This is a genomic window from Affinirhizobium helianthi (genome assembly GCF_042680945.1).
Classification (GTDB): Bacteria; Pseudomonadota; Alphaproteobacteria; order Rhizobiales; family Rhizobiaceae; genus Neorhizobium; species Neorhizobium helianthi.
The window spans coordinates 21,139-39,701 of the sequence record NZ_JBHUEQ010000023.1 but is presented as its reverse complement, the minus strand read 5'-3'; the positions used below and the strand labels follow the sequence as shown (position 1 = coordinate 39,701).

17 protein-coding genes and 1 riboswitch are annotated in these 18,563 nt (G+C 60.9%); of the genes, 11 read left to right on the top strand and 6 right to left on the bottom strand.

The window, feature by feature from the left end; translation table 11 throughout:
• Positions 1-1,434: a M20 family metallopeptidase gene (locus ACFSE1_RS12365; protein ID WP_377401558.1), complete on the bottom strand. Its 1,434-nt coding sequence runs from the start codon at positions 1,432-1,434 to the stop codon at positions 1-3.
• 77 nt (positions 1,435-1,511) lie between these two features.
• A complete protein-coding gene (gene cobD, locus ACFSE1_RS12360; RefSeq protein WP_377401555.1) occupies positions 1,512-2,558 on the bottom strand; it encodes a threonine-phosphate decarboxylase CobD in 1,047 nt (348 codons plus the stop codon).
• Between cobD and cbiB the strand changes: the two genes are divergently transcribed.
• Complete coding sequence (cbiB, locus tag ACFSE1_RS12355; RefSeq protein ID WP_377401552.1) at positions 2,557-3,528, top strand: adenosylcobinamide-phosphate synthase CbiB; 972 nt, start codon at positions 2,557-2,559, stop codon at positions 3,526-3,528. The genes cobD and cbiB overlap by 2 nt on opposite strands.
• Here the strand turns inward: cbiB and ACFSE1_RS12350 are convergent.
• Together ACFSE1_RS12350 and cobO are read right to left on the bottom strand one after the other, a co-directional pair.
• The gene (locus tag ACFSE1_RS12350) at positions 3,512-4,981 is read right to left on the bottom strand and encodes a cobyric acid synthase (RefSeq protein ID WP_377401549.1); all 1,470 of its coding nucleotides are present in this window, start codon (positions 4,979-4,981) and stop codon (positions 3,512-3,514) included. The two genes, cbiB and ACFSE1_RS12350, sit on opposite strands and share 17 nt — an antisense overlap.
• The gene (gene cobO / locus ACFSE1_RS12345) at positions 4,981-5,595 is read right to left on the bottom strand and encodes a cob(I)yrinic acid a,c-diamide adenosyltransferase (RefSeq protein WP_377401546.1); all 615 of its coding nucleotides are present in this window, start codon (positions 5,593-5,595) and stop codon (positions 4,981-4,983) included. The genes ACFSE1_RS12350 and cobO overlap by 1 nt, the downstream gene beginning before the upstream one ends.
• A 114-nt stretch (positions 5,596-5,709) precedes the next feature.
• A riboswitch (cobalamin riboswitch) is annotated at positions 5,710-5,927 on the top strand.
• 100 nt (positions 5,928-6,027) lie between these two features.
• Between cobO and ACFSE1_RS12340 the strand changes: the two genes are divergently transcribed.
• From ACFSE1_RS12340 to ACFSE1_RS12310, 7 genes are read left to right on the top strand one after another with little or no spacing between them, the layout of a single operon-like run.
• On the top strand, positions 6,028-6,441 hold the full coding sequence (locus tag ACFSE1_RS12340; protein ID WP_377401543.1) for a DUF1636 family protein: 414 nt from the start codon (positions 6,028-6,030) through the stop codon (positions 6,439-6,441).
• A 12-nt stretch (positions 6,442-6,453) separates the two neighbouring features.
• Positions 6,454-7,491 (top strand): cobalamin biosynthesis protein CobW, encoded by a 1,038-nt coding sequence (gene cobW / locus ACFSE1_RS12335; RefSeq protein ID WP_377401540.1) that lies wholly within the window; start codon positions 6,454-6,456, stop codon positions 7,489-7,491.
• The gene (gene cobN / locus ACFSE1_RS12330) at positions 7,491-10,853 is read left to right on the top strand and encodes a cobaltochelatase subunit CobN (RefSeq protein ID WP_377401537.1); all 3,363 of its coding nucleotides are present in this window, start codon (positions 7,491-7,493) and stop codon (positions 10,851-10,853) included. Before cobW ends, cobN begins: the two co-directional genes overlap by 1 nt.
• Positions 10,850-12,181: a precorrin-3B synthase gene (gene cobG / locus ACFSE1_RS12325; RefSeq protein ID WP_377401534.1), complete on the top strand. Its 1,332-nt coding sequence runs from the start codon at positions 10,850-10,852 to the stop codon at positions 12,179-12,181. Before cobN ends, cobG begins: the two co-directional genes overlap by 4 nt.
• Positions 12,181-12,813: a precorrin-8X methylmutase gene (locus ACFSE1_RS12320; RefSeq protein ID WP_377401531.1), complete on the top strand. Its 633-nt coding sequence runs from the start codon at positions 12,181-12,183 to the stop codon at positions 12,811-12,813. Before cobG ends, ACFSE1_RS12320 begins: the two co-directional genes overlap by 1 nt.
• Entirely contained in the window at positions 12,810-13,550 is a 741-nt protein-coding gene (locus ACFSE1_RS12315) for a precorrin-2 C(20)-methyltransferase (RefSeq protein WP_377401528.1), read from the top strand. Before ACFSE1_RS12320 ends, ACFSE1_RS12315 begins: the two co-directional genes overlap by 4 nt.
• Positions 13,547-14,308 (top strand): precorrin-3B C(17)-methyltransferase, encoded by a 762-nt coding sequence (locus ACFSE1_RS12310; protein WP_377401525.1) that lies wholly within the window; start codon positions 13,547-13,549, stop codon positions 14,306-14,308. Before ACFSE1_RS12315 ends, ACFSE1_RS12310 begins: the two co-directional genes overlap by 4 nt.
• Here the strand turns inward: ACFSE1_RS12310 and ACFSE1_RS12305 are convergent.
• Positions 14,275-15,042, bottom strand: coding sequence for a cobalt-precorrin-6A reductase (locus tag ACFSE1_RS12305; RefSeq protein ID WP_377401522.1), 768 nt, complete (start codon positions 15,040-15,042; stop codon positions 14,275-14,277). The genes ACFSE1_RS12310 and ACFSE1_RS12305 overlap by 34 nt on opposite strands.
• On the opposite strand from ACFSE1_RS12305, the gene cbiE reads away from it, so the two are divergent.
• From cbiE to cobM, 3 genes are read left to right on the top strand one after another with little or no spacing between them, the layout of a single operon-like run.
• Positions 15,041-16,288 carry a precorrin-6y C5,15-methyltransferase (decarboxylating) subunit CbiE gene (gene cbiE, locus ACFSE1_RS12300; protein ID WP_377401519.1) on the top strand — a complete coding sequence of 416 codons (1,248 nt, stop codon included), beginning with the start codon at positions 15,041-15,043 and terminating at the stop codon, positions 16,286-16,288. The genes ACFSE1_RS12305 and cbiE overlap by 2 nt on opposite strands.
• Positions 16,288-16,674, top strand: a complete 387-nt coding sequence (locus ACFSE1_RS12295) for a cobalamin biosynthesis protein (RefSeq protein ID WP_377401516.1) — start codon at positions 16,288-16,290, stop codon at positions 16,672-16,674. The genes cbiE and ACFSE1_RS12295 overlap by 1 nt, the downstream gene beginning before the upstream one ends.
• On the top strand, positions 16,671-17,444 hold the full coding sequence (cobM, locus tag ACFSE1_RS12290) for a precorrin-4 C(11)-methyltransferase (RefSeq protein ID WP_377401513.1): 774 nt from the start codon (positions 16,671-16,673) through the stop codon (positions 17,442-17,444). Before ACFSE1_RS12295 ends, cobM begins: the two co-directional genes overlap by 4 nt.
• On the opposite strand, the gene ACFSE1_RS12285 is transcribed toward cobM, so the two are convergent.
• Positions 17,399-18,529 (bottom strand): cobalt-precorrin-5B (C(1))-methyltransferase, encoded by a 1,131-nt coding sequence (locus ACFSE1_RS12285; protein WP_377402191.1) that lies wholly within the window; start codon positions 18,527-18,529, stop codon positions 17,399-17,401. The genes cobM and ACFSE1_RS12285 overlap by 46 nt on opposite strands.
• Between the last annotated feature and the right edge of the window lie 34 nt (positions 18,530-18,563).

Here is an 18,563-nt window from a genome sequence, read left to right as displayed (position 1 = left end):
TTACCGGACAGCCATTGCCGCAACCGGAGGCTCGGCACCCTCCGGGATCGGGCTGCGATAGCTCTGCCCCTTGAGGCGACGTTTCAGATCTGCCCAGGCTGCCTCGCGCAGCTGTGGATTTTCGATGGCGGCCAGACCCGTGGCTGCCATGACCTTGGCTGCCGCCACCATGCCTTTGTGCGCCAGCGGGCTCTTGCCTTGGGCCACCACCTGCCAGGTGTGAAGCTGTGTGCCGATGGCAAGCGTTGGGCCATAGGCCTGCACGGTGGGGACCACCCAGCTCACATCCGCCACATCCGTGGAGCCGCCCATTTGCCGTACCTCATTATGGCGGGGCAAAATGAAATCCGGCAGGACGATATCGCGCTGTTCCAGTCGTTCCTGTGCCCAGCTCGCAGCGATATCCTCGTCAGACAGTGTGGACTGAATGGATTGGGCGAAAGCAAAATCCTGCTCATCAAACTCCGGCACACCGAGGCTTTCCCAGATATCCTGCATGGTCTCCATCAACGGTGTGTTGACGATGAGGTTCGAGACACCGGCAAGAATGGTGCTTTCAACCGAGGTTTCGGTCATCAGGGCCGCGCCCTCCGCCACCTTTTTGACCCGCTCGATAAGGGAGAACAAGCCGGCAAGCTCCGGTGCGCGGATGACATAACGCACCTTGGCATGAGCCTGCACCACATTGGGCGAAATGCCCCCGGCATCCAGAAGCGCATAATGAATGCGGCAATCCTGCTGCATATGCTCACGCAGGTAATTCACCCCCACATTCATCAGTTCCACGGCATCGAGCGCGCTGCGACCGAGTTCCGGGCTTGCGGCGGCATGGGAAGCGCGGCCGGTAAAGGTGAAATCCACCCGACAGTTTGCAAGCGAGGTTTCACGTTGCACACCTGCAAAATTGCTGGGATGCCAGCAAATGGCGATATCGACATCCTCGAAAGCACCGGCCCTGACCATGAATGCCTTGGCCGCTCCTCCCTCTTCCGCCGGGCAACCGTAATAGCGCACACGGCCGGGCGTTCCGGTGGCTTCCAGCCAATCCTTCAACGCCGTTGCCGCCAGCAGAGAGGCAGAACCGAGAAGATTATGGCCGCAGCCATGACCATTGGCACCGGCGACAAGCGGCTCGTAATGCGTGACACCCGCCTTCTGGCTGAGGCCCGCAAGCGCATCATATTCACCGAGAAAGGCAATCACCGGACCGCCCTCCCCTGCCTCACCGATCATCGCGGTAGGAATGCCGGCCACAGTATCGGTGATGCGAAAGCCCTGCGCCTCCAGCATCTCCCGGTGCGCGGCAGCGGATTGCACTTCCATGTAGCAGGTTTCAGGCGTTGCCCAGACCCTGTCGCTTAGCTCCAGAAACACCTCCCTCTTCTGATCGATCCTGTCGAAAACCTCGGGAAGGTTATGGCTGAATGAGGACATGGAAATTCACCTGTTCATGGCATTGCGAAGCGCCAACCTAGCGAAAAGCAGCCAGCACGCCAAGCTTTGTTCACTTTTCAGCTCTGCCAGTTTTTTGAGCAGAGGACCGCACCTAATCGCTCCCACTCGCCTTCGGACGGCAAGCCAAAACGCAGAAATTGCGGCCGCTCCGAAAAGCGCCGCACCAGAATTCCAGCCTTTCCAAGCACCTGATGGATTTCGCTCGCCTGTTCATGCCGGGCATAGCGGAACAGGGTGGTGCCGCTGACAACCGGCAAATCCGCCTGTGCCAGAAGTCCATCCAGCCTCTCGGCCTCCTGCCTGAGACGCAGGCGCATGTTCTTTTGCCAGACCTGATCGGCCAGCGCTTGCCTGCCGATGTGAAGTGTGGGGCCGGGAATGGCCCAGGGACCGAGAAGATGACGCACATGCTGTGCATGATCGGGCGATGCCACGGCAAAGCCAAGCCGAATGCCGGCGAGACCGAAAAACTTGCCGAAGGATCGCAACACAGCCAGACCCGGATGAACCTGCGCCACCAGCGAAGAGGGCTCGTCCATCACATCGCGGAAAGCCTCATCGACCAGCAGAAGCCCGCCCTTTTTCGCCAGACTGTGCGAGAGCGCCAGCAGCCTCTCATCGGCAATCATCCGTCCATCCGGGTTGTTGGGATTGACCACCACAGCGAGATCCGCAGCCTCAAGCGCGTCAGGATCGCTCGCCTCTACGGTTTGAAAGCCGAGCATGCGTGCCGTTTTTGCGTGCTCGGCATAGGTGGGAGAGAGAATGGCGGCGGTGAGGCTGCTTCGGTCCCGACCGGAAAAGACGCTTTCCACGAGCATGGGCAGAAAAAGATGCGTTCCTGGCGCGGCTGCAACATGGTCGCCGGACTTTGCGCCATAGGCCCGTGCAGCAATCGCGCAAAGATCGCGAAGCTCCGATGGATCGGGAAGCCGTGAGAAAGCAGTGGCGGGCACCGGGGAATAAGCATAAGAATGCGGATTGACACCGGTGGAAAGATCGATCCAGGGCTGCGGCGCATCGGTAAATGCGAGCGCCGCCCGCGAAAGGGAGCCGCCGTGTTCGATCGTATTTCCTTCCAGCTTGTCCATTGCACTCACCATGGCTTTTTCAATCGCGTTCCTTGCCCTGCTTATTGAACGGATCTTCGGCTATCCGCAATGGCTTCTCGCCCGGATCGGCCATCCGGTCATGTGGATCGGCGGGCTTATCTCGGCTCTGGAGAAGCGGTACAACGATCAAAGCACCAACTTTGAAACCCGCCGCCGCAACGGGTTGATCTGCTTCATCTTGCTTCTTGCATTGACCTTCGCAGTGTCCGGCATCATCGAAAGCAGCCTCCTCTGGCTGCCGTTTGGCTTCGTGCTGGTGGCCATGCTGGGTTCCAGCCTTCTGGCGCAAAAAAGCCTCGAAGAACACGTGGAAGCCGTGGCAACCGGACTTGAAAAAGGTGGGCTTGCAGCGGGGCGACAGGCGGTTGCGATGATTGTGGGGCGTGACCCGGACCAGCTGGATGAGGCGGGAGTTTCACGTGCAGCCATCGAAAGCCTTGCCGAGAATTTTTCCGATGGCATCACCGCGCCCGCTTTGTGGCTGGGTCTGGCGGGGCTGGCAGGGGGCGCTGCCTACAAGGCCACGAATACAGCCGACAGCATGATTGGCCACAAGAACGAACGCTATCACGCCTATGGCTGGGCAGCGGCGCGTTTCGATGATCTGGTCAACCTGCCCGCTTCCCGCCTCACCGCCCTTCTCTTTGTGGCCGCAGCCTTCACCACACCCGGAGCATCGGCAGCAAAAGCCTGGGAAGCGGTGAAACGGGATGCTTCCCGGCACAAATCCCCCAATGCCGGCTGGCCGGAAGCCGCCATGGCTGGCGCCCTGGGCCTCGCGCTGGCAGGGCCGCGCGTCTATGGCGGCACGCTGGTGGACGATCACTTCATGGGTGAAGGTGGACGGCGCGAGGCAACTGCTGCCGATATTCGCCGCGCGCTTTCGCTTGCCCGGACGGCTGATCTCCTCTTGCTCATTCTGTTCGGCCTGGTCGCGGCGGTTCCTACCGCGCTACTCTAAGCAGGGCATCGAGATCCAGATGCTTTTCCAGATGCGCGGCCAATAGCTCCAACACATCCTCAACCCCCTGCTCATAGTCGATCCGCGACGCGGTTCCGCCAAGGCGGGTGAGCCAGGCAGACCTTTGCCCATCATCGGCAAAAAGCCCGTGCACATAGGTTCCGGAAACGAGACCTGAGGCGGAAACCGCACCTTCCGGGCGCTCATGAATGGTTGCGAAAGGTCGAGCGCAGTCCACACCCTCGGTCTGCCCGACATGCATTTCATAGCCGGAGAAAGAAATGCCGTCGCTGGTGGTGCCGGACACGGCCTCAAGACGCTTATCTCCAGTCAGCCGCGTGTCGACATTCAGTAGTCCGAGACCTTCCTCAACCGCACCGGCCGGACCTTCGATACCATCCGGGTCAGCCACCGTCTTTCCCAGCATCTGATAGCCGCCGCAAAGGCCGATAACCGGCTTTCCCTGCCGCACATGGGCTTTGATATCGATATCAAAACCTGCGGATTTCAGGGCCTGAAGATCGCTGATCGTGGCCTTGGAGCCAAGCAGAAGCACGAGGTCCGCATCGTTGGGCAATGCATTGCCGGGGCGAACACGGATCAGTTCCACATCCGGTTCCGCATCCAGTGGATCGAGATCATCAAAGTTGGAAACATGCGGCAGGATTGGCACCGCAATTTTGATCTTTGCCCCTGCCTTTCGCGTGGGCTGCGAATTCAGAGCCAGCGCATCCTCCGCCGGCAGCCTTGAGGCGTGGGAAAAGTGCGGCAGAAGGCCGATGGGGCTCCACCCGGTAAAGCCTTCAATCATCCGCATGCCTTCATCGAAGAGGCTGGGATCGCCCCGGAAGCGATTGACGATAAAGCCCTCGATCATCGCGGCATCGTGGCGATCAAGAACGGCCTTGGTGCCAGCGATACTGGCGATGACACCACCTCGATCGATATCGCCAATCAGGATAACCGGCACGTCAGCCGCGCGGGCAAAGCCCATATTGGCAATGTCATTGCGGCGCAGATTGACCTCGGAGGCGCTGCCTGCCCCTTCCACCAGCACCAGATCGGCGCGATCCTTCAAATGCGCGAAGCTTTCCAGCACACGCGGCATGAGGCCCGCCTTGATTTGCTGATATTCTGCGGCACGGGCATTCCCCTCCACCTTGCCCTGCACGACCAGCTGTGCGCCGACTTCGCTTTGCGGCTTCAAGAGCACCGGGTTCATGTGAACCGAAAGTGGCACGCGAGCGGCACGCGCCTGCAACGCCTGCGCACGCCCGATTTCGCCGCCATCTACCGTGACAGCCGCATTGTTCGACATGTTCTGCGGCTTGAAGGGCAGGATGCGCAAACCCCGGTTCAGGAAGGCACGCGCCAGCCCGGCCACGATCAGCGACTTGCCGACATCGGAACCGGTTCCCTGAAACATCAGGGCTTTGGCTTGTCCTCCAGCCATCAAAACTCGATCCCGGCCTGCGCCTTTACCCCTGCCTTGAAGTGGTGCTTCACCAGCGTCATCTCGGTGACCATGTCCGCCACCTCAATCAACGCAGGCTTGGCGTTACGCCCCGTGACGATGACATGCAGATCCGGGCGGCGGGCAGTAAGGTCCAGCACGACCTTTTCCAGATCGAGATATTCATAGCGAAGTGCGATGTTCAGCTCGTCCAGAATAACAAGGCCCACATCCGGAAGCGCCATCATCTCCAACGCCTTTTCCCAGGCGCGTTCAGCGGCGGCAACATCGCGTTTCAGATCCTGCGTATCCCAGGTGAAGCCCTCACCCATCGTATGCCAGATCACGCGATCACCGAAAGCGTCCAGCGCCACCCGCTCGCCCGTATCCCAGGCACCCTTGATGAACTGCACGATGGCAATCTTGCGGCCATGGCCAAGCATCCGCAGGCCCAGACCGAAAGCCGCCGTGGACTTGCCCTTTCCGGGACCCGTATTGACGATCAGAAGACCCTTCTCGATGGTTTTCGATGCCACTTCCGCATCCTGAACCGCCTTGCGATTGGCCATTTTGCGCCGATGCCGCTCGGCTTCGCTCTCATCGATTTCCTTCATCGGCCTTGCCTCGCATCCGCATTGTCAGAGCGCGGGACTATAGCCAAACGCGGCCTCACGACAATGGCCCACCGAAACTGCCGCACCTAGCGGCATTGACATGTCGTCATTCAACCGCATAGTGAAGATGACGGTCTTTCCCCGGCAACGGGGGGAGCTAAGAGGGAACGTGGTGCGGCGCCTCGCCTAAACCACGGCTGCCCCCGCAACTGTAAGCGGCCCCCGCACATTCTGCGGGAAACCCTGCGCATCATGCCACTGAAGACAATTCGGGAAGGTAGCGCCGGGTATGAACCGCGAGCCAGGAGACCTGCCGTCTGACGAATGGTCCAACCGGGCGGGGTGCTCCGGCAGGGATAGTATCAATGGCACGCAGGCCTCTGGCTGCGCGCGCCTGCACCCCACGGCTATTTTTGGAAAAAGGGGTGCGTCTTGGATTTCCAGTCGCAATGTCAGTCTGACGAACCTGTTGCCGCTCAACCGCGAGTGATTATCCATGTCTGCGAAACCTGCCGCAGCGGGACGGAAGCAAGCGATGGACCGCGCGACGGCGCGCGTCTCGCAGATCAGACGGCATCACTGGCACAGGCCGGTATCGCCGTGGTGCCTGTTGCCTGTCTTGCCAATTGCAAACGCGCCTTGAGCGCCTGCATCCAGCGCGTGGATGGCTGGTCCTATGTTTTTGGCGAGCTTGGCCTGGATGCCAGCCCCGACCTCATCGAAGGTGCGCGTCTTCTCGCCAGTTCTGCCGATGGACTGATGCCGTGGAAGGGCCGACCGGATTGCCTGAAGCGCGGCATGATCGCCCGCATCCCACCCATTCCCACTCAATTTCCGAAGATTTGAAGGACCGATTTCATGACCAATACCCTCTCCCGCATTCCCTGCACCGTTGTGACCGGTTTCCTCGGAGCCGGAAAAACGACGCTGCTGCGCCATGCGTTGGAAAACATCAAGGGCAAGAGGCTTGCGGTGATTGTCAACGAGTTCGGCGATGTCGGCATCGATGGCGAAATCCTGAAAAGCTGCGGCATCGAGAACTGCCCGGAAGACAATATCATCGAACTGGCCAATGGCTGCATCTGCTGCACGGTGGCGGATGATTTCGTACCCGCCATCGACAAGATCCTCGCCATGGAGCCCAAGGTCGATCACATCCTGATCGAAACCTCGGGCCTGGCACTGCCGAAGCCGCTGGTGCAGGCGTTCCAATGGCCGGGCGTGAAAAGCCGCGTGACGGTGGATGGCGTGGTGGCCGTGGTGGACGGCCTGGCGCTGGCTGAAGGCCGCGTCGCAGACGATCTGGAAGCTCTGGCTGCCCAGCGCGCCGAGGATCAGTCTCTCGACCATGACGATCCGGTGGAGGAAGTTTTCGAAGACCAGATTGCCTGCGCCGATCTTGTCATCCTGACCAAATCCGACCTGCTTTCCGCCGAAGACCTCGCCAAGGCGCATCAGCATGTGGAAGCGCATCTTCCGCGCGCGGTGAGGATTGTGAACGCGCAGAATGGCGAAATCGACCCGGCAATCTTCATCGGTCTTGGCCTGGCGGTCGAAGACGATATCGAGAACCGCAAGACACATCACGACGACGAGCTGGACCACGAGCACGACGATTTTGACAGTTTTGTTCTGGATATTCCGGCCATTGCAAGCCCGGACGAACTGAGCAACCGCATTGCGAAGGTCACGGAAGCCGAAAAAGTGCTGCGGATCAAGGGCTATGTAGAGGTGGCGGGCAAGCCCATGCGCCTTCTGGTGCAGGCGGTCGGTCCCCGCGTGAACCATTATTTCGACCGCCCCTGGAACGCCAGCGAGGCGCGACGTTCGCGTCTGGTGATCATTGGTGAAAAGGGCATCGACGCGGAAAAAATCGGAAAGCTCCTGGCCGCCTGATGCATATTCTCGCCGCCACATCCTCGTCCCTGGACGATCTCATAGAGCCGGTCGATCTGAACCAGACGCCGGGGGATGTGGTGGTGCTATCCTTTTCCGATAGCGACCTGAACGGCATTGCCTCGGCTTGGGACCGTAATCCCTCAAAAGGCGACTTGAGCCTTCGCCTTGCTCAACTGAGCGATCTTCGACACCCCATGTCCATCGATCTCTGGATCGATAAAGTCGCGAGCCACGCCAGAGTGCTGCTTGTGCGCATTCTCGGCGGCTATGACCGCTGGCGCTACGGCGTGGACGAACTGGCGCGGAAAGCAAAAGAACGAAACATCTGTCTGATCCTGCTGCCGGGAGAATGCAGCGAAAACGACGACCGGCTGGCAGAGGCTTCCACCGTGGATGCCGCTGACATTGCCCTCTTCCTCTCCTATTTCCGCGAAGGTGGGCCCGGCAATCTGACAAAACTCGTTAGCCGGCTTGTTGCGAAAGCCAGACGGGAAGAACAGTCGGCGGAGCAAGCGGCAAACATTCCCCGCTGGGGCTTTTATCGGCCCGGACAGGGCGTGGTGACGCGCGAGACAGCGCTGATCGGACAACCCGGTCGCCGCCTCGTTCCGCTGATTTTCTATCGCTCCATGCTGCTGGCGGACGATGTTGAACCCATCGATGCGCTGACGCAAAGCCTTGAACAGCGCGGTATAGCCGTTCTGCCCGTTTTCGTTCCTGGATTGAAGGAGCGCGAGCTTCTGGCCACACTCCAGCGCGAGCTTCAGGCGCTCAACCCTGCCGCCGTGATCACGGCGACCGCCTTTGCCAGCCAAGCCGATCTTGATGGTCAGACGCTTTTCGATCACCTCGCCGTTCCGGTTTTCCAGGCGGTGATTGCCACGACCAAGCGAAAAGCGTGGCAAGAAAACCAACGTGGACTTGGGCCGTCTGATCTCGCCATGCACGTGGTTCTGCCGGAACTGGATGGCCGTCTCCTTTCCGGCATCATTTCGTTCAAGGCAGAGCGTGAAGCTGCTGCAGATTATGGCTTTGCCGGCTTTTCCAATCGACCAGAGCCAGATCGCGTGGATGCGGTCGCTGCCCGGATCGAAAAACATCTTGCCCTTTATGCCACGCCACCTGCAGAGCGCCAGATCACGATTATTCTGCCGGATTATCCCGGCGCGGATGGTCGCACCGGCTATGCCGTGGGGCTGGACGTGCCGGAAAGTGCCCGTCAGATGCTGATCGACCTGGGCGAGAACGGGTATAATGTCAGAGACATCCCATCGTCAGCGGCTGAACTGTTGGACCGGGTTCTGCGAGGATCCGAACAGTTAGCAATCGAGCAGTATCAGGCTGCCTTTAGCCAACTACCCGCCGCCGCGAGAGAAGCCGTCATCCGATGCTGGGGCGATCCATTAGCCGACGAAGGATGTTCGACGAAAGGTTTTCGTTTCCGCGCTGCCCGCTTCGGCTCTGTCACCGTGGCGCTGGCACCGGACCGCGGACGTGAGGCGGATCGGCGCACCGATTATCATGATCCCGCGCGTCCTCCAGCCCATGCGCTTCTCGCGTTCGGCTTCTGGATGCAGCACGATATCAAAACCCAGGCGATCATTCATGTCGGTGCGCATGGCACGCTGGAATGGCTGCCCGGAAAGAATGTCGCTCTCTCGGCTGACTGTTTTCCGGAAATCGTGACCAGCAATCTCCCCGTCATCTATCCCTTCATTGTTTCCAACCCCGGCGAGGCGGCGGTTGCCAAGCGGCGGATCGCGGCACTGACCATCGGGCACATACCGCCAAAGCTTGTCGGCGCTGGACTTTCCTCCCATCAGCAGAAGCTTGAGCAGCTGGTGGACGAATATGCCCAGGCCGATGGGCTGGATCGACGCAGGCGCGACAGGCTGGCCAAGCTGATCGTCGAAACCGCCGACGAAATCGGCCTGACACAGGAAGCTGGAATCAGCCGCAACGACGACCCCGATACCGCTCTCGCGCGTATCGATGCCTTTCTCTGCGACCTGAAGGATTTTGCCATCAAGGATGGCCAGCATGTGTTCGGGCGTTGCGAGCCGGATGAGCTGGACGAGACACGGCTGGAGAGCGCAAAGGCCGAAAGGCGCGCTTTCCTGGCAGCGCTGGATGGACACCATATTCCGCCTGGCCCTTCCGGTTCCCCCTCGAGGGGGCGTCTGGATGTTTTGCCGACAGGACGCAATCTCTACACATCCGATCCACGCACCATGCCCACCCCTACGGCCTTCGAACTGGGCCAGAGAGCGGCAGACGAAGTGCTGCGGCGCTATCTTCAGGATCACGGCGACTGGCCGAAGCGCCTCGTCATCGATCTTTGGGGCAGTGCAACGCTTCGCAGTGGCGGTGAAGAGGTGGCCCAAGGCTTGGCATTGATGGGCGCACGCCCGGTTCAGGATCCCGCGACCGGGCGCGTCACCGGCATCGAGGTTCTTTCGCCGGCGCAGCTGGGCCGACCTCGCGTCGATGTCACCTTCCGGATTTCCGGCCTCTTCCGGGACATGTTCCCCACCTTGATCGCTCTGCTCGACATGGCAACGCGTTCCATCGCAAGCCGTGTGCATGAAGCGCCGGGCGACAATCCCCTGGCGGAACGCACGCAAAACGACGGCAGCATTCCGGCCCGCATTTTTGGATCCGCTCCTGGCACCTATGGCTCCGGGATTGAAGAAAAATTGTCTGATGGAAACTGGCAGACGCGAGACGAACTGGGCCGGGCCTATCTTTCCATGTCCCGCCACGCCTTTGGCGGTGCGGATGGCGAGGCGTTCGACGCAGGAAACATCTTCGAGACCCTGATACGAGAGGCCGATCTTCTGGTGCATACGGGGGACGACCCGGGCCGCGACCTGCTGGACGGATCGGGCGATGTGGCCTTCATCGGCGGCTTTTCGGCGGCGGTTGCAGCCCTTGGCGGCAAGGCAGACCTGATTTCCCTCGATACCACCAACCCGGAAAAACCACGTGCCCGGTCGCTTGCGGAAGCCGTGACGCGCGTGGTGCGGGCGCGAGCCGTCAATCCGCGCTTTATCGAGGGGCAGATGCGCCACGGCCCACGCGGAGCCTCGGAATTTGCGGAAACGGTGGACCGGCTTGTTGGCTTTGCAGAAACGACGGAGCTTGTGCCGCAGAGCCTGATTGAGGCGGTTTACGACGCCTATATTGCCGATGAGCGCGTTCGCGATTTCGTGCTCGAGCAAAACCCCGAAGCCGCCCGCTCCATTGCGGACAGGCTGATGTCGGCGCGACGGCGGGGCCTGTGGCATCCCAGACGCAATTCGGCGGACCGGGATCTGGAAATGCTCCACACCTTCGCCAGCCGAAAGGCACGCTCATGACGGCCGCCCTGCTGGATATGGCTCGCGGTGCCTGCCCGGCCCTGGATGCACCGATGCAGACAGGAGACGGGCTGCTCTCGCGCATCGCCCTGATGGACTGGATTTCGCCGACTTCGCTGGGTCAGATCTGTCATCTGGCCCAACTGCACGGCAATGGCGTGATCGACATATCCCAACGCGGCAATTTGCAGGTGCGCGGCCTGACCGCGGCCAGCACCTCCGCTCTGGAAGCCGGTATTCGCAGCCTGAACCTGCCTCTGCGCGAGGGATTGGCGGTGGAATGGACGCCGCTGGCCGGAATGGAGCCGGATGCAGCCTGCGATCCGCGACCACTCGGCCTCGCCATCATCGATCATGCCCGCGGTTTGCGTGGCCGTCTGGCACCGAAACTGTCCGTGGTTCTGGATGTGGGCGGGGTGGTGCGGTTCGATCATCTGCTGGCCGATATTCGCCTGACGGCGCAACCCGAGGCGGAAGGACTTCGCTGGACGGTCATGCTTGGCGGCACAGCACAGAACGGCCTTCTTCTCGGTTCGGTGGCAGATGCCGATATATGCCATCTCGTCTGTCTGCTGCTCGACCATCTGGCCGAGCAGGGGCCAAAAGCACGCGGGCGCTCGCTGACGCGCCACAATCTTCCCGATCAGATCCTACGGTTCGTTCTGCCAGACGTGGCAGAAGCACGTCCCTGCTGGAGCGATCAATCCAATCCGCTCTCTCTCCCGCACGACAAAGGCATTGTTTGCCTGGGCCTGCCATTCGGCCAGATGAAGGCCGAACTCATGCTGGAACTGTGCCAGCACGCACAGGCTTTCGGTATCGAACGCCTCAAGCCGTCACCAAACCATGCGCTTCTGCTCGTCGGCCAGCCTGCCGCCTGCATGTCCCTACTCAGGGAGGCACAACAGATTGGTTTTACAACCGAAGCGAATGATCCTCTCTCCGCCATAGATGCCTGCGCGGGCCGCCCTGCCTGCCGTTCCGCGCATCTTGCCACCCATGAGTTGGGGCGCTTTGCTGCCTCCCAGACACCAGAGCTGTTCGACGGAACGCTGAGGCTTCATCTCTCCGGCTGCGCCAAGGGTTGCGCCCATCCAACGGCATCCATGCTTACATTCGTTGGCACTGAAACAGGCAGCCGACTTGTATTCTGCGGAAAAACCACCGATACCGCACTGAAACAGCTTGCCCCTCATACGGAGAAGGCCGCAATCGTCGCCCTGTCCGCCCTCATTGGCGCGGAACGGAGATCCGGCGAAACGAACCACGATTGTCTGACGCGCCTCGGCCCTGAAAAGATCGCGGCTGCGCTGGACGAAGGACATTGATGACGGACTACGATTATATCCGCGACGGCGATGCGATTTACCGCAAATCCTTTGCGATCATCCGCGCGGAAGCGGATCTTTCTGCCTTCTCCGAAGACGAAGCGGATGTGGCCATTCGCATGATTCACGCCTGCGGGCTGGTGGAGGCCGCAGCTCACTTCCAGTTCTCTGCCGGTTTTGTGGAGGCAGCCCGCACAGCCCTTCAGGCCGGAAAGCCGATTTTCTGCGATGCGCAAATGGTGGCCCATGGCATTACCCGCGCCCGCCTGCCCGCTGGCAACGAAGTGATCTGCACTCTGCGCGATCCTCAGACGGCAGAGCTTGCAAAACAGGTGGGCAATACGCGCTCGGCGGCTGCTCTTGAACTCTGGCGCGACCGGCTGGAAGGCTCGGTCATTGCCATCGGCAATGCGCCAACCGCACTCTTTTATCTTTTGGAAATGCTGGACAAGGGCTGCCCGAAGCCAGCCGCCATCATCGGAATGCCCGTTGGCTTCGTCGGCGCGGCAGAGAGCAAGGAGGCCCTTGCTGAAGGCAGGCATGGCATTCCCTTCGCCATCGTCAAGGGACGCATGGGCGGATCAGCCATGACGGCCGCTGCCGTCAATGCCCTGGCAAGGAGCGGACTGTGAACAACAATGCTCCCGGCAAAGTCTATGGCGTGGGCACCGGCCCCGGTGATCCCGATCTTTTGACACTCAAAGCGGTCAAGGCCCTGAACAGCGCAGATGTTCTGGCCTTCTTCAGCAAGCGTGGCTCTCGCGGCAATGGCCGTACCATTGTAGATGCGCATGTACGCGCTGATATTCTGGAACTGCCCCTGGTCTACCCCGTCACTGTGGAAGAGGACAAGGACAGTGAAAGTTACAAGAATGCCATAGATGGCTTCTTCGACCGCTCGGCCGCAGAAATTGCCGTCCACCTTCAGGCAGGACGCAATGTAGCAGTTCTCAGCGAGGGCGATCCGCTCTTCTACGGCTCCTACATGCATCTTCACTTAAGGCTTGCTCCGCATTTTCCGGCCGAAGTCATTCCCGGCGTGACAGCCATGTCCGGCTGCTGGTCGCTGGCCGGTCTGCCGCTGGTGCAGGGCGACGATATTCTCAGTGTCCTTCCGGGAACATTGCCGGAGGAGGCACTGACCGCACGCCTTGCTGGCACCGATGGCGCCGTCATCATGAAGGTCGGGCGCAACCTGCCGAAAATTCGCCGCGCCCTGATGGCCGCCGACAAGCTAGCCGGTGCAATCTATGTGGAGCGTGGCACCATGCCCACAGGTCATGCCATTCCGCTTGCCGAACGGGATGAAACGCCAGCACCCTATTTCTCGCTGGTTCTCGTGCCGGGCTGGAAGGGACGTCCCTCATGACGGGAAAACTCACGGTCGTCGGCCTCGGTCCCGGCAGTCCGCAGCAGATCACGCCCGAAGCAATGACCGTCATTGCAGAAGCCTCCGATTTCTTCGGCTACGGCCCCTATGTGCAGCGCCTTGACCTGCGCGCCGATCAACGCTGCCATGCTTCCGATAACAGGGAAGAGATTTCCCGCGCGGCGGCAGCACTGACACTTGCGGCACAAGGGGCAAAGGTCTGCGTCGTCTCCGGCGGCGATCCGGGCGTCTTCGCCATGGCAGCGGCGGTTTGCGAGGCCATGGAAACCGGCCCTTCCGAGTGGCGGGATCTCGATGTCCGCGTCATACCGGGCGTTACCGCCATGCTGGCGGTTGCTGCACGGGCAGGCGCACCGCTTGGCCATGATTTTTGCGCCATTTCGCTTTCCGATAATCTGAAGCCTTGGGATGTCATCGCAAAACGGCTGACGGCAGCAGCGCAGGCTGGCTTCGTCATGGCGTTCTACAATCCCGTCAGCAAGGCGCGCCCGCACCAGTTGGGCGAAGCTTTCGATATTCTGCGTCAGCATCTGCCGGGTCATGTTCCGGTCATCTTTGGCCGTGCCGCAGGACGCCCGGATGAGAAGATCAAGGTGGTTCCGCTTGCCGAAGCGCAGTCGGACATGGCGGACATGGCAACCTGCATCATCGTCGGATCGACCGAGACCCGAATCATTGCACGCAAGAACAAGCCCGATCTGGTTTACTCGCCCCGCTCCTGGGGTGGAAAGGCCTGATCCACATGGGCAAGCAGTGCATCGACCGTCTGGAAAGACATAGCCTCCGGCAATGGCGGTCGCTGGATCAGAACCACCGGCAAGCCGAGGGTTCGGGCAGCGGCAATCTTGCCGTAGCTGGCAGCACCACCGGAATTCTTGCAAACCAGCATGTCGATACCCTTGCCCGTGAGAAGCGAAAGCTCGTCCGCTTCATTGAAGGGTCCACGCGCCGTGATGTATTCAACCTCAGGCAAAGCGAGCGGCGGCTCCACCGGATCCACGCTTCGCACCACATAGCGATGCTGCGGAGCTTGTTCGAAGGGCAGAAGCTCCTGACGGCCAAGAGCGAGAAAGAGAGTTCGGGCCTCATCGCCCGGCGCTTGAACCGCTGCCTCGACACTTTCGACCTCCAGCCATCGATCCCCCTTTTGTTGCTGCCAGCCGGGACGGCGCAAGGCCACAAGCGGCCTGCCCACCAGGGCGGCAGCCTCAACGGCATTGGTAGAAATACGGGCGGCATAGGGATGCGTCGCGTCGATCAGGAGATCGATATCCTGCTCTTGGAGATATTGTGCAAGACCATGCACGCCACCGAAACCACCCACCCGCGTCGGCACCGGCTGCCGGACCGGAGCCATCGTTCTGCCTGCCAGCGACAGCGTCAGGCGAAAACGGTGCTGGCTGTCGAGCTTTGCCGCCAGTTCACGCGCTTCCGTAGTTCCGCCCAGAATGAGGATGGAGTTCAAGATCATGGCTCCTGAGATAATCGATCCTCATGTCACGGATGCCCCATGGTTGTCCATTGTCGGCATCGGCGAGGATGGCCTGGCAGGATTGGGTGAGAAGGCTATAGCCGCCATATCCGGCGCAGATTTCGTCTTCGGCGGCAAGCGGCATCTGCACCTGGCGGCCAATGCCATTCAAGGCGAGGCTCGCCCATGGCCGCAGCCTTTCGATCCGGCGATGGAAGCCGTTCTGTCGCTGCGCGGAAGGACTGTCTGTGTGCTGGCCTCGGGCGATCCGTTTTTCTTCGGCGTTGGCGTGACGCTGGCGCGCCATATTTGCAAAGGCGAATTCATTTGCTATCCGGCTCCATCCGCCTTTTCGCTCTCGGCGTCTCGGCTGGGCTGGCCGCTGCAGGAGGTTGAGACGGTTTCGCTTCACGGCCGCTCCATCGATCTCATCCGGCCCCATCTGCACCCCGGCCGCCGATTGCTTGCCTTGACCTCCGATGGAGAGGCACCCGCTGCCATTGCACGGCTTCTCGTCTCCGCAGGCTTTGGGAAAAGCCGGCTAACGATATTGGAGGCTCTTGGTGGCGAGAAGGAGCGCCAGCGCACGATCCTCGCCGAAGACTTCGATCTCGAGGATATCGATCCGCTGAATATCCTGGCGATCGAGCTGGTTGCAGAGACATCGGCACGGATCCTGCCCCTTGGCTTTGGCCTGCCCGATGCCTTGTTCGAGCATGACGGACAGATCACCAAAAGCGAAATTCGCGCCATGACAATGGCGGCTCTCGCTCCGCGACGCGGGGAGTTATTGTGGGATATCGGCGCGGGATCCGGCTCGATCGGCATCGAATGGATGCTCTCCCACCCCTCCATGCGTGCCGTGGCGATTGAACATCACCCGGAGCGGGCAGCCCGCATCGGGCGGAACGCGCATGCTTTCGGCGTTCCGGGTTTGCAGGTGGTGGAAGGCAAGGCACCATTCGCTCTGGTGGATCTGCCCCGGCCCGATGCGATTTTCATTGGCGGTGGCGGCAGTCGCGATGGCGTTGTCGATGCAGCTCTTGCAGCACTGCCTTTCGGCGGGCGGCTGGTGGCCAATGCCGTGACGCTGGAGATGGAACGCGTGCTGCTGGATGCCCATGCAAGGCTTGGTGGCCGTCTCATCCGCGTATCCCTCGACCGTGCCGAGCCCGTGGGCGGCATGACCGGCTGGAGACCGGCCATGCCAGTCACCCAATGGTCAATCATCAAGGAAGCGCTGTGATGCTGGCGATTGGCATTGGCTGTCGCAAGGGCACCGAAGCCTGCACCATTGTCGCGGTCATTCGTGTCTGTCTGGAAGAACATGGACAGCCTCTCCCGCCTCGCCCCATTCTGGCAACCGGACGGATCAAGGCCGAGGAAAAGGGCATTCGGGATGCAGCCGCTGAACTGGGCGCCAAACTTCTGGTGCTGGACGATGCGGCACTCGAAAACGTCGCGACCCGCACCCTTACACGCTCCGAGATGAGCCTTGCCCATACAGGACTGCCCAGCCTGTGCGAAGCAGCAGCCCTGGCTGCCGCCGGTGCCAATGCGCGACTTCTCGGTCCAAGACATGTTTCGCAGGGCGTAACCTGCGCCATCGCCCTATCGGAGGAAATATCATGACCGTTCACTTCATTGGCGCGGGTCCGGGTGCTGCCGATCTGATCACGGTGCGCGGACGGGATCTGATCGCCCGATGCCCCGTTTGCCTCTATGCAGGCTCCATCGTGCCGCGTGAACTGCTGGATTACTGCCCGCCAGATGCCCGCATTGTCGATACGGCCTCTCTTTCCCTCGACGAAATCGAAGCGGAATATGTACGTGCCACAGAGGCGGGAGAGGATGTTGCGCGCCTGCATTCCGGCGACCTTTCGGTCTGGAGCGCAGTGGCAGAACAAATGCGGCGGCTGGATCGGCTGGGCATCGACTATACGCTGACCCCCGGTGTCCCCTCCTTCGCGGCAGCGGCGGCGGCACTGAAGCGGGAATTGACCATTCCGGAAGTGGCGCAAAGCCTCATCCTCACTCGCGTTTCCGGCCGTGCCTCCAAAATGCCGGAGCACGAAACGCTGACCAATTTCGCCGCAACAGGAGCGACGCTCGCCATCCATCTCGCCATTCATGCGCTGGACAAGATTGTAGAGCAGTTGACGCCAGCCTATGGCAGCGATTGCCCTGTTGCCATCGTCGTGAAGGCAAGCTGGCCGGAGGAAAAGATCCTTCGCGGCACCCTTGCCGATATTGCCGCCAAAGTGGCTGAAGAACCCATTGAACGAACAGCGCTGATATTCGTCGGTCCCGGCCTGAAGGCGGAGGATTTTCGCGAAAGTGCGCTCTACAGCGCCGATTACGTGCGACGGTTCCGCTCCGGCTGGGACGGATCCAATAGCTGATCCGAGGGGGCGAACGGCGCTTCGCCCACCAGCTTTCCCTGACGATCAAACACCAGCACTTCCAGCGCAATATCGGCTGAGTTCAATGCCCTGGCAGCCGTCTTCCACGCAAGAGAAGCAATATGCTCGCCAAGCGGCAAGCCCTGTGCCTGAGCGAGCTGGAAAGCTTGCGAAACGGTATTGGCAGCGGCAATGTTTGCGGCAAGCTCTGCATCCGCACCGGCTTCTACGGCGACCTTGGCGAGCGCGTCCAGATCGGCAAGCCCGCGCTTGGAATGCACATCCAGCATGCCCTGGGCAAGCTTGGTCATCTTCGCCACACCACCGGCGACAGTGACCTTCGGCACCGGATGCTTGCGAAGATATTTCAGCATGCCCCCGACGAAATCGCCCATATCCAGCAGCGCCGTTTCCGGCAGGCCATGATGCTTCTGTACGGCCTGTTCCGTCGTCATGCCGGTGGAACCTGCCACATGGCTCAACCCTTCAGCGCGCGCCACATCGATGCCGCGCCAGATGGAGTGAATCCAGGCAGAGCAGGAAAAGGGAATGACAATGCCCGTGGTGCCGAGCACCGAAAGGCCACCGATAATGCCAAGCCGGGGATTGAGCGTTTGCAGAGCCAGCGCCTTGCCGTCAGGAATGGAAATTTCAACGTCGAAATCGCAATCTTCACCCGCCACATCAGCAATCGCAGCCGCAATCATCTGGCGCGGCACGGGATTGATTGCCGGTTCTCCGGGCGCAATCGGCAGGCCGGGGCGCGTAACGGTTCCGACACCTTCCCCAGCACGAAAGATCAAGCCCTGGCCGGAAGGTGCGCGGCGCAGAGTGGCGATGACGAGCGCTCCGTGGGTCACATCCGGATCGTCGCCCGCATCCTTGACGATTCCCGCCCTGGCATAATCCGCCCCCTGCTCCTCAAGTGCCAGCGAGAAGGAGGGTTTCTGGCCTCCGGGCAGCGTCACTTCGACCATTTCAGGAAAATCTTGGCCAAGCAGCGCCATGCAGGCGGCCTTCGCGGCTGCCGCAGCGCAGGTTCCCGTGGTCCAGCCACGGCGCAGCTCTTTGCCTTCCGCTTCCATAAGCCCATCTATATCGTTGACGGCATCACTCGTC

Excerpts from the sequence above, each read along its gene's own strand:
- cobG (WP_377401534.1), top strand. The coding sequence starts at position 10,850 with ATGACGGCCGCCCTGCTGGATATGGCTCGCGGTGCCTGCCCGGCCCTG.
- ACFSE1_RS12350 (WP_377401549.1), bottom strand. The coding sequence starts at position 4,981 with ATGGCTGGAGGACAAGCCAAAGCCCTGATGTTTCAGGGAACCGGTTCC.
- cobO (WP_377401546.1), bottom strand. The coding sequence starts at position 5,595 with ATGAAGGAAATCGATGAGAGCGAAGCCGAGCGGCATCGGCGCAAAATG.
- ACFSE1_RS12310 (WP_377401525.1), top strand. The coding sequence starts at position 13,547 with ATGACGGGAAAACTCACGGTCGTCGGCCTCGGTCCCGGCAGTCCGCAG.
- cbiE (WP_377401519.1), top strand. The coding sequence starts at position 15,041 with ATGGCTCCTGAGATAATCGATCCTCATGTCACGGATGCCCCATGGTTG.
- ACFSE1_RS12320 (WP_377401531.1), top strand. The coding sequence starts at position 12,181 with ATGACGGACTACGATTATATCCGCGACGGCGATGCGATTTACCGCAAA.
- ACFSE1_RS12285 (WP_377402191.1), bottom strand. The coding sequence starts at position 18,529 with ATGGAAGCGGAAGGCAAAGAGCTGCGCCGTGGCTGGACCACGGGAACC.
- cobD (WP_377401555.1), bottom strand. The coding sequence starts at position 2,558 with ATGGTGAGTGCAATGGACAAGCTGGAAGGAAATACGATCGAACACGGC.
- ACFSE1_RS12365 (WP_377401558.1), bottom strand. The coding sequence starts at position 1,434 with ATGTCCTCATTCAGCCATAACCTTCCCGAGGTTTTCGACAGGATCGAT.
- cbiB (WP_377401552.1), top strand. The coding sequence starts at position 2,557 with ATGGCTTTTTCAATCGCGTTCCTTGCCCTGCTTATTGAACGGATCTTC.
- cobM (WP_377401513.1), top strand. The coding sequence starts at position 16,671 with ATGACCGTTCACTTCATTGGCGCGGGTCCGGGTGCTGCCGATCTGATC.
- ACFSE1_RS12305 (WP_377401522.1), bottom strand. The coding sequence starts at position 15,042 with ATGATCTTGAACTCCATCCTCATTCTGGGCGGAACTACGGAAGCGCGT.
- cobW (WP_377401540.1), top strand. The coding sequence starts at position 6,454 with ATGACCAATACCCTCTCCCGCATTCCCTGCACCGTTGTGACCGGTTTC.
- ACFSE1_RS12295 (WP_377401516.1), top strand. The coding sequence starts at position 16,288 with ATGCTGGCGATTGGCATTGGCTGTCGCAAGGGCACCGAAGCCTGCACC.
- cobN (WP_377401537.1), top strand. The coding sequence starts at position 7,491 with ATGCATATTCTCGCCGCCACATCCTCGTCCCTGGACGATCTCATAGAG.